Here is a 14,061-nt window from a genome sequence, read left to right as displayed (position 1 = left end):
ACATGGAGAGCGTGTGTAATCAACGCGGCGCGGCGTTGATGGTCAGTCTGGTATTTTTATTATTGCTGTCGCTGGCGGCGTTGGCCGGGGTGCGCTCGGCAACCAGTCAGGAGCGTATGGTGGCCAATCTGCACCAGCGTACTCTCAGCTTCCAGGCTGCTGAAGCTGGTGTGCGCTGGGTGGAGCGGCAGTTGCGGCAGCATGCCATGCACCTTCCGGCCAGCCGCTGTGGGCATGCGCCTTGCGGTGAGGGCAGTGTGTCCGCGCAGGAGGCCGAAGCCTTTGCTGCCAGCTGGCAGAGCTTGCCCGCCGCTGCGCGTGAGAGTCTGGGTTTGCAGGCCGGCGACATACAGCTCTGGTATCGCCTGGAACGCATAGGCAGTAGCGCCATTCCGGTTCGTGTCGAAGTCAGCTCGCCGAGCACCTTGTATCGTGTGTCGGTCCTCAGCCAAAGCGGCAACAGCCGCACGGTAGTGGAGGCGACCTATGCGCATACGCGGCTCTGATCACCCCCTGACAACGCTGTTGATGTTCGTGCTGGGCTTGTCCCTGGTGGCGAACGCGCAGGCCTTTACACCATTGAGTGGTCCTGTTTCTGCCGCCGCGACGGCGCCAGCCAACGTGGTACTGGTGCTGGACAACTCCTCCAGTATGGTGATGAATCAGGTCGGTGATGAAACGCGGCTGGAGGTGGCGCGGCGCACGGCGCGCGAGGTTATGGCGGAGCATCGGCATCTGCGCTTTGGTCTGTTCGCCTTCCGCCCTAGCGAGGGGCGTGGCGATCTCGGTAGGGATGCGCCTGGCGGCGAACTGTTGGTCGCGGTCGATAGCATCGCCGCAGACACGCCCTCGGGTCAGCGGCACCTGGCACGCCTGGAAAGCGCGATGGACGCTTTGACCCCGGCTGCGGGCGACGACCGCGATGCCTGGACCTGGACGCCACTCGCCGAAACCTACTATGAGGTGACTCGTTATCTGCGCGGCATGCGCGCCTTCTATCCGCAGTCGCGGGGTGAGCTGGAACGCACCGTCTTCAACAGTCCGCTTGAGTATCGCTGCCAGCGCAATGCCGCCCTGCTGCTGACGGATGGTTTGCCTACCTACGATCGCGAGTTTCCAACCAGCCTGGCACAGGAGCCGGATGGACGGCGCCGCGACGAGATCGGTGGCTTTCACTTGCCCGACTGGGATCGGGATCCGGCCAACGACCTGGATGGTGGTCACGCCATGGCCGAGGGCAGCAGCTTTTATCTGGACGACATGGCGGCTTTCGGCTATCAGATCGATCTGCGGACGGCCGCTGCGGGTCATGACGCAGCTGGGCAGAGTTGGGATGATCCCGCCTTTGTACGGCAGCGGCTGCAGACCTTTATCGTCGGCTTCGAACTGGATGATCCTCGCCTGCGAGCGGCGGCACTGGCCGGCGGCGGCCACTACGCGTCGGTTACCGATGCCGTGACCCTGCGCCGGGCCATGAATGATGCTCTGGTGGATGTCGCCACTACGCCGGGCTCGGGCGGTGGCGCGGCCGTTGCTGACACGCAGCTGCAAGCCGGCAGCAGTCGTTATTATCAGACCCGCTACGATCCCGCCGGCTGGAGTGGCAGCTTGAGTGCCCACGTGCTCAACGCCCAGGCGCTGCCGGCGCGGGAGCTATGGAGCACTGACAACACGCTTAATCCGGGGCAGAGCCTTGGCCGTCAGCAGACCTGGCGCTGGGCTGACGAGGGGGTTGGAGGGCAGGCGACAACGCTCAATGGCGGTACCTTCAACCAACTGTCGAGTAAGCAGCAATCCGCGTTAAGCGCCGCCGCTGAGGAGGCAGGGCTGAATGGGGCGAGCGCCGGTCAACAGCTGCTCGACTGGGCGCGCGGCCAGCGTGTGGCCGACCTGAGACAACGTCGTCAGCTGCTGGGCGATGTGCTCAATGCCGGGCCGGTGCTGCTGTCGGCCACTGCTGCCGCGATCAATCAAAGCGACCGCTATACGTCCTATCTGGTCAGGCGCCAAGCGCTGCCCGAACTTATCCTGTTGGGTGCCAACGATGGTTTTGTGCGGGCTTTTAATGATCAGGGCAAGCAGCTGTATGCCTATCTGCCCGCTACCTTGCACTCTCGTCTGGGCGCATGGGCAAGGCCTGAGTATGGGCGAGGCACGCGCCACCTGAGTGGTGTCGATGGGCGAATTGGTGTGGCTGATGTCGAGCTGCCTGCGGGTTGGTCTACTCTGGCGGCCGGTGGGCTTGGCGCTGGTGGCAAGGCTCTGTTTGCGCTGCAGTTGCTGCGGCCCGGCGCGTCCTACGCTGAACCGGAGCTGCTTTGGGAGGTGAATGCCGATCAGCCCGGCTGGGGAGCGCTGGGTTATGTATATGCCGAGCCGCAGCTAGTGACCGTGGCCGGTCAGGCGTTGTTGCTGACCGGTAACGGTTATGGCAGTACCAGTGGCAAGGCGGCGCTGTTGGTGGTGGATGCTTTTACCGGGCAGTTGCTGCACCGCATTGAGGTGAGTGACCGTGCCGACGCGACGGAGCTCAACGGTCTGGCTGGACTGACCCTGCAACGTGATGAGCAGGGCGTCCTGATGGCGGGCTTCGCCGGCGATCAGCACGGGCAGTTGTGGAAGTTCGATCTGAGTGATGCCGACTATCATCACTGGACCATCGCCCATGCTGGCACCCCGTTGTTCACCGCTGCAGGCGGGCAGCCGATCAGTGTGGCGCCGGTATTACACACCAGTGCTCAGGCCGGCGCCGACCTGTTGTTGTTTGGTACCGGCCAGTTTCTGCAGCCTGCGGATTTGACCGATACCCGCAGCCAGGCGTTCTACGCCGTGTTGGACGCACCGCAGGTGCCGAGCGGCGGGCTGACTCCGGCGCAGCTGCAGGAGCAGCGGATACTGGAGGAAGCCGCCGGAGAAGACGGCGCGCCTGCCATGCGTCGTTCCAGCGCCGAATTGGTGGATTGGACACGGCACTACGGTTGGCGTTTGACGCTGCCGGGGCCAGGTGAGAAGGCGCACCGGGCGGCGCGCATCAAGGATTCGCGGGTGTTGTTCAGTACCGGTTTTTTGCAGGACGGTGCTGCTGACCCCTGCGTCACCCGTAGCGGAGGTTGGTTGATGTCGTTGGCGCTGGATACCGGTGCCATGCTGCCGATTGCGACCATGGACACCAATGCTGACGGGCAGGTCGGCGATCAGGACCAGCCCGCCGCCGGGCTGCGGTTGGATATCGGTCTGCCGGGCGAGCTGAGCGTGCTTGATCTGCCTGCAGAGCAGGCAAGTGAAGCGCAGACCGACTGCAATCCCGAGGTGTATCTGGTACAGGGTTCAGCGGGACCAACCGCCGTTCAGGGGCAGGCGCACTGCCAGTTCCGGCGTATTCTCTGGCGGCAGCTGCTGTGAGCGGACAACGTGGCTTCACCCTGATCGAGCTGCTGGTAGCGGTTGTGATCGTCGGTCTGCTATCGGCGGTGGCGTACCCGTCCTATCTGGAACATGTACGCAAGGCGCATCGCGCCGAGGTGACCGGTTTGCTGTTGCAGAACGCCCATCGGCTGGAACGCCACTTTGCCCGTCAGGGCAACTACGCGGTGGGTACGGTGGAAGGCTTGCAGCAGCAGAGTCCAGCCAATGGCAGGGCGGTCTATCGGCTTAGTCTGACGCGCGACCGAGAGGTCTACGAGTTGCGTGCGGATGCGGTAGCGGGCGGTCCGATGGTGGAGGATGCCTGTGCCAGTTACAGCCTCAACCAAGTAGGACAGCGCACGCCAGCAGACAGTCGCTGCTGGCGCCGCTGAAAGGGATTACTCTGCCAGGCCAGCTTCGTCTCTGGCTTGCGGCAATAGCAGGTTCAGGGCGATGGCAACGACACCGCACAGGCTGATGCCCTGCAGGCTGAAGCTGTCATTGCCGATGACCATGCCGCCAATGCCGAACACCAGGGTGACCGAAACGATGCACAGGTTGCGCGCCTGCGACAGGTCAATCTGGTGGCGAATCAGCGTATTCATGCCGACGACCGCGATGGAGCCGAACAGCAGGCAGAGAATGCCACCCATCACCGGTACCGGCATACCTAGCAGTACCGCGCCAAACTTGTCGACAAAGGCCAGCGCAATGGCAAAGACTGCCGCCCAGATCATGACATTGGGGTTGAAGTTGCGGGTCAGCATGACCGCGCCAGTCACCTCTGAGTAGGTGGTGTTGGGCGGGCCGCCAAATAGCGCTGCCGCCGAGGTGGCAATGCCGTCACCCAGCAGGGTGTTCTGCAGGCCGGGTTTCTTCAGGTAATCCTTGCCGGTCACGCCACCAATTGCCAACACGTCGCCAATGTGTTCAATCGCTGGCGCAATGGCCACTGGGATCATGAACAGCACTGCAGCCAGCTGGAACTCGGGGGTAACAAACTGCGGTACCGCGAGCCAGGGCGCTGCACCTACGGTGTCAAAGCTGACCACGCCGAGCAGCCATGACAGGCTGTAGCCCACCAGTACCCCGGCCAGAATCGGCACCAGACGGAAGATACCCTTGGCAAACACCGCCACCACTATGGTGGTCGCCAGCGCCGACATGGAAATAATCAGGGCCAGGTTGCTGTCGACCAGTTGTGCGCTGCCGTCACCGGCCTTGCCCATCGCCATGTTGACAGCCACCGAAGCCAACCCGAGACCAATCACCATGATGACCGGGCCAACGACCACCGGTGGCAACAGGCGCTGGATAAAGCCGGGCCCACGCCAACGAATCACCAGGCTCAGCAGGATGTACACCAGGCCGGCAGCCAGCAGGCCGCCAAGCGTTGCAGGCAGGCCCCAGGTCTGATTGCTGTAAAGAATGGGGGCGATAAAGGCAAAGCTGGAAGCCAGGAAGATCGGAATCTGGCGGCGGGTAGTGAACTGGAACAGCAAGGTGCCGATGCCCGCCGTGAAGAGCGCGACGCTCGGGTCCATACCAGTAATCAGTGGCATCAGCACCAGGGCGCCAAAGGCGACAAACAGCATCTGCGATCCGGCCAGCGCGGTACGCCAGCCGTGGGTCTGAACACCTTCCATCAGACGATATCCTTCTGCTTGGTGCCAAAGATCTTGTCTCCGGCGTCGCCCAGACCAGGAATGATATAGCCGTGCTCGTTGAGGCGCTGGTCGACCGAGGCGGTGTAAATGGCTACCTCGGGGTGTGCTGCATTGACGCGGGCGATCCCTTCGGGTGCGGCGACTAGGACCAGTGCCCGAATCTCGCGGGCGCCAGCTTTTTTCAACATGTCGATGGTAGCGACCATGGAGCCGCCGGTGGCCAGCATGGGGTCAATGATCAGTGCGGTACGTTGGTTCAGCTCGCCCACCAGTTTTTCCAGATAGGTGTCGGCTTCCAAGGTTTCCTCGTTGCGCGCCAGACCGATCACGCTGACCTTGGCGCTGGGAATCAAGCTGAGCACCCCGTCGAGCATGCCCAGGCCGGCACGCAGGATAGGCACCACGGTGACTTTCTTGCCACTCAGCTTTTCCACCTCCACATCGCCACACCAACCCTGAATGGTATGGGCCTCGACCGGCATGTCCTGTGTGGCCTCGTAGGTCAATAGCGCAGCAACTTCCTGCGCCAGTTCACGAAAGTTCTTGGTGCTGATATCGTCGCGGCGCATCAGGCCGAGTTTGTGGCGAATCAGGGGGTGGCGGATCTCTTTGACATTCATTGCTGGCTCTCTCGTGCAGGCGGGCGCGGAAAAATACTGCTATAGCCTAAACCAATGTGATCAGGCGGTCATCTTCCGGAAACCTCCGTTATACTTGCGCATCAGGCACAACAGCAGTATTTTGCGCCCCCTTCAATTTCATCCCACTGTTATTCAGTATTCATTTATTCCCGGAGGTTCTGCATGTCGGCAGATCTGCAACACATCAAACAGGTCATGGCCGAGGCAGATTGCCTGTTCAGCGAGGCGGAAGTCGAGACGGCGCTGGACAGTATGGCGGCCGCTATCTGTACCGAGCTGGCAGACAGTAATCCGATCGTTTACAGCGTCATGAACGGCGGCCTGATCATCACCGGCAAGCTGCTGCCCAAGCTGCCTTTTCCGATGGAAGTGAGCTATCTGCACGCCACCCGTTACCGCAACAAGCTGTCTGGCGGCGAGCTGTTCTGGAAGGCGCGCGCGGAGCATTCGCTGGTGGGGCGCACGGTGTTGATCGTTGACGATATTCTGGATGAGGGCCACACCCTGGCCGCCATCGTCGAGTACTGTCGCGATGCCGGCGCCGAGAAGGTTTACACCGCCGTTCTGCTCGACAAGCAGCACGACCGCAAGGCCTACGCCGGCATGCGCGCCGACTTTACCGGGCTGGACGTCGAAGACCGTTATATCTTCGGCTATGGTCTGGATTACAAGGGTTACTGGCGCAACGCTGCCGGTATCTTCGCGCTCAAGGGGCATTGAACCGATGCGACTGGGATTGTCGCCAGTGCTGGCGCTCAGCCTGCTGTTAGCCAGTCTGTCGGCACTGGCTGCGCCAGTGACCTTGCCGCACGATGATGCCATGCCGGCCGACCTGTACAACCAACGACAGGATAAGCCTGAACAGGTGCTGTTCGAGGTACAGGAGTACCGCGTGGTATTCGCGTCCGAGCAGCGGCCGGGCACTGCTGCCAGCAGCACGCAGGCAAACAGCTTTTTGCTACTGCAGGGCCGTACGCTGTTACCCGGCAGCCCGGTGCAACGCGCCGAAGTGCGCTTTGTTGCCAGCGGCGCTGCCTTGCCGCCGACGCGGCTGGATGCGCGCCGGCAAACCCTGATGCTGGTGTACCCCGAGAGCATGTTGCCGATGCTGTTGCAGCAGTTGAGCAGTCCGGGCGCGGAGTACGTCCAGGCGCGCTTTTATGGCAACGGTCTGATCTGGGGTGACATTCATTCTGCACCGCGGACGCCGCCGCGCTGAAGCAGCAGCGCTGGTGGGCTTCCGCGTGGCTGGTTACAATGCCGGCTTTTCAGCCTGCCGATGAGGATTATTCATGCGTAAAGACAAAGAAAAGGTGATTGGCGAGCCGATGACCGACGAGCAGGTCGCGGTATTTTTGCAGGCCCGCCCCTATGCAGACGAGTCACCTGATCTGCATGTCCTGACTCGCGCCTATCGCGGTCTTCGGGTTGAGGATTTCGAGCGCTTTGTAGTGATGTTCAAGGCGGCAGGGTTCGACCTCAATGCGACCGATGCTCAGGGCAATACCTTTTTGCAGACCGTAAAGACGCACGCGCAGGGTAACGACTACGTGGCCGTTCTGGAAGCCGCCGGCGCGCGCTGAGGTTCAGGCGTGCTGCAGGCGCCAGCCCTGCTGTTTGCGGGCCTGTTGCGCTACCAGGGCGTGGGCCGGCAGCGGTCCGCCAATCCAGCGCGGCTCCAGTTCATGCACCCGCACCCAGTTACCGCTTGCCGGCGGTTGGTCCAGCTCCCACAGGGCCACACAGTGGCCACGCAGGTCGAGTTGGGCAAAGCATTGGCGTTGACGGCGTTTAAACAGATCCAGCGCAAACATGGCGCGATCCTCCGCAGGGGGGTTATGCGGGCAGTCTAGGGCTGCGCTGTTGCAGCTTGATGACAGCCTTTTCGTCGCTGTCGCGGCATGCGGAACCGGCGTATGCTGCGCCTGTCGAAGGTTGCAAGTGTCTTTTCCACCCCTACTTTATTGAATAAACGGCAGGAGTCAGGCGTTATGCTCAAGCGTGCAGGTCTTTTCATGTTGGCCCTGGTGGCCGTTGGTCTGGTGGGCTGTGCCCACAGCCCGCAACAACTCAATGTGCAGCCGCAGATCAACAAGCCGCTTAACCCGGTGGCGCGGCAACAGCCGGTAGTGGTTACCGTGCAGGATGTGCGCCAGTCCAAGATTCTGGGCACTCGCGGCGGTATCTATCCTGACTCCAGCAACATTACCATCAGCGAAGACAGCATCAATGCGGTGCGTCAGCAGGTGGAGCAGGGCGTGCGTCAGCTGGGCTTTAACGTCGTGCCTGAGGGCACGCCGAACGCCAATCGTCTGACCGTGGGGCTCAGTGACTTGACCTACACCTCGCCGAAAGGCACCAGTTATGTGACCCAGGCGGATATCAGCGCCACCTTCACGGCCGAGGCGCGTAATATGAACAGGAATTATCAGGGCCGTTATGGTTCCTCCCTGCAGCAGCGGTTTGGCTACGCGCCCAACCAGGCGACCAATACCAAAATGGTCACCGAGGTAATGAGCGATGCGCTGACCCGCGTCTTTCAGGATCAGCAGTTACTGCAGATTCTGCAGCAGTGAGGCATTAGCCGAGCACAAAAAAACCAGCCAAGCGGCTGGTTTTTTTTGCCTAGTATTGCTTAGCTGGCTGGCGTGGGCGGTTCGCCCTGCAGCATTTCGTCGTGCTCGGCCATGTTCCAAGGCAGCACGCCGGGTGAAATATGCAGGAAGTGCAGGTACTTCTCGAAGTGATCGAGAATATCGCCAATGATCTCCTGCTCGTCATAGCCGTACACATCGTAGGTTTGGCCGCCGCGGCGCAGGAAGACTTCGGCACGATAATAGTGCTGCTCTTCATCATCCTCGTGTTGCATCTGTGCGTAGGCGAAGCTGGGGCGGGTATATTCGCGCAGGCGTACTTCGTAGATAAAGTCCAGTTGCTCGGGCTTGACGATTTCCAGATAGGCACGCCCGTGCTCGGTATCCAGTTTCGCCTCGGCCGGCCAGCCCTGTTCGATCAGGTTCTGGCTAAGACGCTGCATGCCGGGCAGGACTGTCTTGTTGATGAAGCCTTCCACATCCGCACGATCAGGGAAGTTCACGATGCCGGCCAAACGTTTTTTCCAGTTGGCGGCCAAGCTGTCTTCGCTGTAGCGGCTTACCTGCATGTGGTGCAACAGGCTCACATCGCGGTGGCCTTCGATCACCAGTGCGCGCCACATGCCAAGCATGGCGATGATCATGATGATGGCGAATGGCAGCGCGGTGACGATGGTCATGGTTTGCAGCGCGCTGAGCCCGCCGGCGATAAGCAGGACCGCGGCCACCACGCCTTCCAGAATTGCCCAGAACGCACGTTGCCAGGCCGGTGTGGCCATCAGCCCGCCTGAGGCAAGGGAGTCGATTACCAGCGAGCCCGAGTCCGACGAGGTGACGAAGAAGGTGACAATCAGCACCACCGTGACGAACGACACGATGCTGGTTAACGGCAAGTGCTCGAACAGCTTGAACAGCGCAATCGCCTTGTCTGCCTGTACCTCGGTAATCAACGCGCTATAACCCTCGTTCATGATCAGGTGCAGCGCCGTGTCACCGAAGATGGAAAACCATAAAAAGGTGAAAATCGTCGGTACCAGCATCACACCGAACACGAACTGGCGAATGGTGCGGCCGCGGCTGATCTTGGCGATAAACAGGCCAACGAAGGGCGCCCAGGCGATGGTCCAGCCAAAGATGAACAGGGTCCAGTTGCCGATCCAGTCGCTGTGCGTGTAAGCCTGCAGATTGAAGGTGCGCTCAACGATGTTGTTCAGGTAGCTGCCGGTGTTCTGCAGGAAGGCCTCAAGAATGAAAATCGAAGGGCCAACCAGGAAGACGAACAGCATCAGTGCCACGGCCAGTACCATGTTCACGATCGACAGGTTCTTGACCCCTTTATCAAGTCCGGCGACCACCGAGATCAGTGCCAGACTGGTGACGACTGCAATCGCGATCACCTGCACGGTGCTGCTTACCGGGATGCTCGGCCAGAGGTAGTTAAGCCCCGCGTTGATCTGCGCTACCGAGAGGCCCAGCGTGGTGGCGATGCCGAACAGGGTGCCAAGAATGGCCACCACATCGACCGTATGGCCGATCGGGCCGTGGATCTTTTCACCGATCAGCGGGTAAAGCGCCGAGCGCATCGACAGCGGCAGGCCATGGCGGAAGGAGAAGTAAGCCAGGACCAGACCAACCAGGCCGTAGATGGCCCAGATATGAAAGCCCCAGTGGAAAAACGCGATCTGCATGGCCTGCTTGGCGGCGTCAAGGGTCTCCGGCGTGCCTGCAGGTGGGCTGGCAAAGTGGGTCACCGGCTCGGCTACGCCGAAGAACAGCAGGGCGATGCCGTAACCGGCTGAGAACAGCATGGCAAACCAGGCCGGGAAGCTGTATTGCGGTGCAGCGTGATCCGGCCCCAGCTTGATGTTGCCCCAACTGCTGCAGGCGACGATGACGATGAATACTAGAAAGCTGGCGACCGCCAGCATGTAGAACCAGCCGAAGGTCTCGGTGATATAGGCCAGGGTAGTGGAGAAGACGTCGCCAGCGAGCTCTGGACTGCTGATGGTGCCGATAACCAGTAGCAGAGTGACGATGACGGCAGGGGCGAAGACCGGGACGAGAATGGTGGCTCTCCAACCGGTTTTGGCTTCTGTCATGAATAGCTCCTTGTTGTGGGGTTCAGGCCGCCTGTATGCCTTTGGCGGCCGAGTCGGCTGGTGCCGGTGTTGCTTTCAGTATAGTGATGGGCTGAGTTTCGCCAGATTTGAGACAACGGGGATGGCCGTTTTACTCGATAACGGTCGGTTATCGCTGCTGGCCGACGGTTTAGCGAGTGCCTCGGGTGCTGCGGTTGCCCAGTGCAGGGGCTCGGGGGAGGGCTGGCACAAGCTGCTTGTGTCAGCTTGGCGACGGTCAGTTGTCGGCGTCGGACTCTTCTTCGAAGTGCTCAACGCGCACGCGCACGCTGCCTGCGCGGATCATGCCGAGCTGCTGCGCCGCCACTTGCGATACATCGATGATGCGATGACCAACAAAGGGGCCACGATCGTTGATACGCAGTACCACGCTGCGATCGTTGTAAAGGTTGGTGACTTTCACCAGTGTGCCGAAGGGCAGTGTCGGATGGGCGGCGGTCAGCGCTGTCTCATCATAGGGCTCGCCGCTGGCGGTGCGCCGGCCATGCAACCGTGAGGAGTAGTAGGACGCCTTGCCGACTTGGGTCCATTGCTCGCCATCCTGGCTTTGCAGGTGATCGGCGTAAGCGAAGGCTGGTCCACCGTTCAGCGACAGTAACAGCAGTGTGGCGATGCAAAGCGCTGCATGACGCATGGCTGGTTCCTCGGTTGGCGACGGGAATGGAGCGTTTGAGACCCTACTCCCGTCGGTCGGTTCAGCTCTCGAGCTTCTTGCGCAGCAATTCGTTCACTTGCTGCGGGTTGGCCTTGCCTTTTGAGGCTTTCATTGCCTGGCCGACGAAGAAGCCGAACATCTTGCCGCGTTTGGCCTCGTCTGCTGCACGGTACTGCTCAACCTGTTCGGCATTGGCCGCCAGAACCTCATCCAGCATAGCTTCAATAGCGCCGCTGTCAGTCACCTGTTTGAGGCCCTTACTTTCAATCACTGCATCCGCGCTATCGCCTTCGCCGTTGGCCAGGGCTTCAAACACCATCTTGGCGATTTTGCCGGAGATGGTGTTGTCCTTGATGCGCTGGATCAAGCCGCCCAGTTGCGCCGCGCTCACCGGAGACTGCTCGATGTCCAGGTCGGCCTTGTTCAGCAGGCTGGACAGCTCGCCCATCACCCAGTTGGCGGCCAGTTTGGCGTCGCCGCACACCGACTGCACCTCTTCAAAGTAGTCGGCCAGTTCGCGGCTGGCAGAGAGTACGCTGGCGTCGTAGGTGGAAAGGCCGAACTGGCTTTCAAAGCGCTCGCGTTTTTGCTGCGGCAGTTCCGGCAGTTCGCCACGTATTTCTTCGATGAACGCGGGCTCAATGACGACAGGCAGCAGGTCGGGGCAGGGGAAGTAACGGTAGTCGTTGGCTTCTTCCTTGCTGCGCATGGAGCGGGTTTCGTCTTTGTTCGGGTCGTACAGGCGGGTTTCCTGGATGACCTTGCCGCCGTCTTCGATCAAGTCGATCTGGCGCTGTACTTCGGTGTTGATCGCCTTCTCGATAAAGCGGAAGGAGTTGACGTTCTTGATCTCACAGCGGGTACCGAACTCGGCCTGGCCCTTGGGCCGCACCGAGACGTTGCAATCGCAGCGCAGCGAGCCTTCGGCCATGTTGCCGTCACAGATGCCCAGATAGCGCACCAGCGAGTGGATGGTCTTGGCGTAGGCGACTGCCTCCTTGGCGCTGCGCATGTCGGGCTCGGAGACGATCTCCAGCAGCGGAGTACCGGCGCGGTTCAGATCAATGCCGCTCATGCCCTGAAAGTCTTCGTGCAGGCTCTTGCCGGCGTCTTCTTCCAGGTGCGCGCGGGTGACGCCCACGCGCTTGACCGTGCCGTCCTCCAGAGTGATGTCGAGATACCCCTTGCCGACCACCGGATGATCCATCTGGCTGGTCTGGTAGCCCTTGGGCAGGTCGGGGTAGAAGTAATTCTTGCGCGCAAAGACGTTGGTCATGCCGATCTCGGCATCGATCGCCAAGCCGAATTTGACGGCCTTGCGCACGGCTTCGGCGTTGAGCACCGGCAGGGTGCCGGGCATGCCCAGATCGATCAGGCTGGCCTGGGTGTTGGGCTCGGCGCCAAAGGTAGTGGCACTGCCGGAGAAGATTTTTGAGGCGGTGGTGAGCTGGGCGTGAATTTCCAGCCCGATGACGATTTCCCATTGCATAACTGTCAATCCTCTCAGTAGCCGGCCGGAGCGCGTTGATGCCAATCAGTAACCTGTTGGTACTGATGCGCGATGTTGAGCAGGCGGGCTTCGCTGAAGTAGGGCCCCAGCAGCTGCATGCCCAGCGGCAGACCATTGGCAAACCCGGCGGGCAGGGCAACGCCCGGTACGCCGGCGAGGTTGGCGGTAATGGTGTAAATGTCGGTCAGGTAGAGACTGACCGGATCGTCGATCTTCTCGCCGATCTTGAACGCCGGGGTCGGCGAAGTCGGACAGAGGATCACGTCAACCTGCTCATAGGCGGCCATGAAGTCATTCTTGATCAGCCGCCGAATCTTCTGCGCCTGCAGATAGTAGGCGTCGTAGTAACCGGCGGACAGGGCGTAGGCGCCAACCATGATGCGGCGCTTGACCTCGGCGCCAAAGCCTTCGCCACGTGAGCGCTTGTACAGGTCGGTCAGGTCGGCCGGGTTGTCGCAGCGGTAACCGAAGCGCACGCCATCAAAGCGTGACAAGTTAGAGGAAGCTTCAGCCGGGGCGATAACGTAGTAGGCCGGGATCGCCAGCTCGGCGTTCGGCAGGCTGATTTCCTTGATCTCGGCACCCAGCGCCTGGAACTGCTTTACGGCGGCATCAATGGCATCGGCGGTAGCAGCATCCAGGCCGCCAGCAAAGTATTCCTTCGGCAGGCCGATGCGCAGCCCCTGGAGCGAGTCGTTCAGGCTGGCGCTGTAATTGTCGACCGGCTGATCGACGCTGGTCGAATCCTTGTCGTCAAACCCGGCCATGACCTGCAGCATCAGCGCGCAGTCCTCGGCGGTGCGGGCCATCGGGCCGCCCTGGTCGAGACTGGACGCGTAGGCGATCATGCCCCAGCGCGAGACGCGCCCGTAGGTCGGCTTGAGCCCGGTCAGCGCGGTGAAGCCGGCCGGTTGGCGGATCGAGCCGCCGGTATCGGTGCCGGTGGCGCCGGCGCACAAGCGCGCGGCTACAGCGGCAGCTGAACCGCCGGAGGACCCGCCGGGCACGCGCTCGGTATCCCAGGGGTTGCGCGTTGGACCGTAAAAGCTGGATTCGGTAGAGGAGCCCATGGCGAACTCGTCCAGGTTGGTCTTGCCGAGGCTGATGGCGCCCGCGTCGATGAAGCGCTGGGTAACGGTGGATTCGTAGGGTGCTACGAAGTTGTCGAGCATCTTTGAGCCGCAACTGGTGCGCAGACCCTGGGTGCAGAACAGGTCCTTATGCGCCAGCGGGATGCCGGTCAGCGGGCCGGCGTTGCCAGCAGCAATGCGCGCATCGGCATTTTTGGCCTGGGCCAGTGCCACCTCGGGGGAAACCGTGATATAGCTGTTCAACTGGCCATCAAACTGGTCGATGCGCTTAAGGTAATGTTGGGTCAGCTCGACGCTGGACAGGGTCTTGCTCTGCAGGGCCTGGGACAGTTCGGCCAGGGTTTTCTCGTGCATGGGGTG

At 61.3% G+C, this 14,061-nt stretch carries 14 protein-coding genes; 7 read left to right on the top strand and 7 right to left on the bottom strand.

Annotated elements, in window-relative coordinates; translation table 11 throughout:
- The first annotated feature begins 2 nt into the window (after positions 1-2).
- Genes V7747_RS16765 through V7747_RS16755 form a run of 3 tightly spaced genes read left to right on the top strand, consistent with a single transcriptional unit; the run spans position 3 to position 3,797 of the window.
- Positions 3-506 carry a pilus assembly PilX family protein gene (locus V7747_RS16765; RefSeq protein ID WP_335617160.1) on the top strand — a complete coding sequence of 168 codons (504 nt, stop codon included), beginning with the start codon at positions 3-5 and terminating at the stop codon, positions 504-506.
- Positions 487-3,402: a PilC/PilY family type IV pilus protein gene (locus V7747_RS16760; RefSeq protein ID WP_335617159.1), complete on the top strand. Its 2,916-nt coding sequence runs from the start codon at positions 487-489 to the stop codon at positions 3,400-3,402. The genes V7747_RS16765 and V7747_RS16760 overlap by 20 nt, the downstream gene beginning before the upstream one ends.
- Positions 3,399-3,797 (top strand): type IV pilin protein, encoded by a 399-nt coding sequence (locus V7747_RS16755; RefSeq protein WP_335617158.1) that lies wholly within the window; start codon positions 3,399-3,401, stop codon positions 3,795-3,797. Before V7747_RS16760 ends, V7747_RS16755 begins: the two co-directional genes overlap by 4 nt.
- Positions 3,798-3,803: 6 nt before the next feature.
- Here the strand turns inward: V7747_RS16755 and V7747_RS16750 are convergent, their stop codons facing one another.
- On the bottom strand, positions 3,804-5,051 hold the full coding sequence (locus V7747_RS16750) for a uracil-xanthine permease family protein (RefSeq protein ID WP_335617157.1): 1,248 nt from the start codon (positions 5,049-5,051) through the stop codon (positions 3,804-3,806).
- Positions 5,051-5,692, bottom strand: a complete 642-nt coding sequence (gene upp / locus V7747_RS16745) for a uracil phosphoribosyltransferase (protein ID WP_335617156.1) — start codon at positions 5,690-5,692, stop codon at positions 5,051-5,053. Before upp ends, V7747_RS16750 begins: the two co-directional genes overlap by 1 nt.
- A 183-nt stretch (positions 5,693-5,875) precedes the next feature.
- On the opposite strand from upp, the gene V7747_RS16740 reads away from it, so the two are divergent.
- The 3 genes from V7747_RS16740 to V7747_RS16730 all read left to right on the top strand — a co-directional run bounded on the left by V7747_RS16740 (position 5,876) and on the right by V7747_RS16730 (position 7,296).
- Positions 5,876-6,433: a hypoxanthine-guanine phosphoribosyltransferase gene (locus tag V7747_RS16740; protein WP_335617155.1), complete on the top strand. Its 558-nt coding sequence runs from the start codon at positions 5,876-5,878 to the stop codon at positions 6,431-6,433.
- A gap of 4 nt (positions 6,434-6,437) precedes the next feature.
- Entirely contained in the window at positions 6,438-6,932 is a 495-nt protein-coding gene (locus tag V7747_RS16735) for a hypothetical protein (protein ID WP_335617154.1), read from the top strand.
- Between the two features lie 73 nt (positions 6,933-7,005).
- On the top strand, positions 7,006-7,296 hold the full coding sequence (locus tag V7747_RS16730; protein WP_335617153.1) for a PA4642 family protein: 291 nt from the start codon (positions 7,006-7,008) through the stop codon (positions 7,294-7,296).
- A 3-nt stretch (positions 7,297-7,299) separates the two neighbouring features.
- Here the strand turns inward: V7747_RS16730 and V7747_RS16725 are convergent, their stop codons facing one another.
- Positions 7,300-7,527, bottom strand: a complete 228-nt coding sequence (locus V7747_RS16725; RefSeq protein ID WP_335617152.1) for a hypothetical protein — start codon at positions 7,525-7,527, stop codon at positions 7,300-7,302.
- Positions 7,528-7,704: 177 nt separating this feature from the next.
- Here V7747_RS16725 and V7747_RS16720 point away from each other — a divergent pair, with 177 nt between their 5' ends.
- Complete coding sequence (locus V7747_RS16720) at positions 7,705-8,289, top strand: YajG family lipoprotein (protein WP_335617151.1); 585 nt, start codon at positions 7,705-7,707, stop codon at positions 8,287-8,289.
- Positions 8,290-8,348: 59 nt separating this feature from the next.
- On the opposite strand, the gene V7747_RS16715 is transcribed toward V7747_RS16720, so the two are convergent.
- The 4 genes from V7747_RS16715 to gatA form a co-directional block, all read right to left on the bottom strand.
- A complete protein-coding gene (locus V7747_RS16715; RefSeq protein WP_335617150.1) occupies positions 8,349-10,406 on the bottom strand; it encodes a BCCT family transporter in 2,058 nt (685 codons plus the stop codon).
- A 256-nt stretch (positions 10,407-10,662) separates the two neighbouring features.
- Positions 10,663-11,079, bottom strand: coding sequence for a septal ring lytic transglycosylase RlpA family protein (locus V7747_RS16710; protein ID WP_335617149.1), 417 nt, complete (start codon positions 11,077-11,079; stop codon positions 10,663-10,665).
- Positions 11,080-11,140: 61 nt separating this feature from the next.
- Positions 11,141-12,589, bottom strand: coding sequence for an Asp-tRNA(Asn)/Glu-tRNA(Gln) amidotransferase subunit GatB (gene gatB, locus V7747_RS16705; protein WP_335617148.1), 1,449 nt, complete (start codon positions 12,587-12,589; stop codon positions 11,141-11,143).
- Positions 12,590-12,603: 14 nt separating this feature from the next.
- Positions 12,604-14,055: an Asp-tRNA(Asn)/Glu-tRNA(Gln) amidotransferase subunit GatA gene (gene gatA, locus V7747_RS16700; RefSeq protein ID WP_335617147.1), complete on the bottom strand. Its 1,452-nt coding sequence runs from the start codon at positions 14,053-14,055 to the stop codon at positions 12,604-12,606.
- Between the last annotated feature and the right edge of the window lie 6 nt (positions 14,056-14,061).

The organism is Halopseudomonas sp., assembly GCF_036960865.1.
Lineage (GTDB): Bacteria > Pseudomonadota > Gammaproteobacteria > Pseudomonadales > Pseudomonadaceae > Halopseudomonas.
Note: the sequence above shows the minus strand (reverse complement) of the source record. Positions and strands in the feature narration are given on the sequence as shown.

Bases quoted from the DNA above. Each gene is read 5' to 3' on its own strand.
- V7747_RS16765 (WP_335617160.1), top strand. From the start codon at position 3: ATGGAGAGCGTGTGTAATCAACGCGGCGCGGCGTTGATGGTCAGTCTG.
- V7747_RS16760 (WP_335617159.1), top strand. From the start codon at position 487: ATGCGCATACGCGGCTCTGATCACCCCCTGACAACGCTGTTGATGTTC.
- V7747_RS16750 (WP_335617157.1), bottom strand. From the start codon at position 5,051: ATGGAAGGTGTTCAGACCCACGGCTGGCGTACCGCGCTGGCCGGATCG.
- upp (WP_335617156.1), bottom strand. From the start codon at position 5,692: ATGAATGTCAAAGAGATCCGCCACCCCCTGATTCGCCACAAACTCGGC.
- V7747_RS16740 (WP_335617155.1), top strand. From the start codon at position 5,876: ATGTCGGCAGATCTGCAACACATCAAACAGGTCATGGCCGAGGCAGAT.
- V7747_RS16735 (WP_335617154.1), top strand. From the start codon at position 6,438: ATGCGACTGGGATTGTCGCCAGTGCTGGCGCTCAGCCTGCTGTTAGCC.
- V7747_RS16730 (WP_335617153.1), top strand. From the start codon at position 7,006: ATGCGTAAAGACAAAGAAAAGGTGATTGGCGAGCCGATGACCGACGAG.
- V7747_RS16725 (WP_335617152.1), bottom strand. From the start codon at position 7,527: ATGTTTGCGCTGGATCTGTTTAAACGCCGTCAACGCCAATGCTTTGCC.
- V7747_RS16720 (WP_335617151.1), top strand. From the start codon at position 7,705: ATGCTCAAGCGTGCAGGTCTTTTCATGTTGGCCCTGGTGGCCGTTGGT.
- V7747_RS16715 (WP_335617150.1), bottom strand. From the start codon at position 10,406: ATGACAGAAGCCAAAACCGGTTGGAGAGCCACCATTCTCGTCCCGGTC.
- V7747_RS16710 (WP_335617149.1), bottom strand. From the start codon at position 11,079: ATGCGTCATGCAGCGCTTTGCATCGCCACACTGCTGTTACTGTCGCTG.
- gatB (WP_335617148.1), bottom strand. From the start codon at position 12,589: ATGCAATGGGAAATCGTCATCGGGCTGGAAATTCACGCCCAGCTCACC.
- gatA (WP_335617147.1), bottom strand. From the start codon at position 14,055: ATGCACGAGAAAACCCTGGCCGAACTGTCCCAGGCCCTGCAGAGCAAG.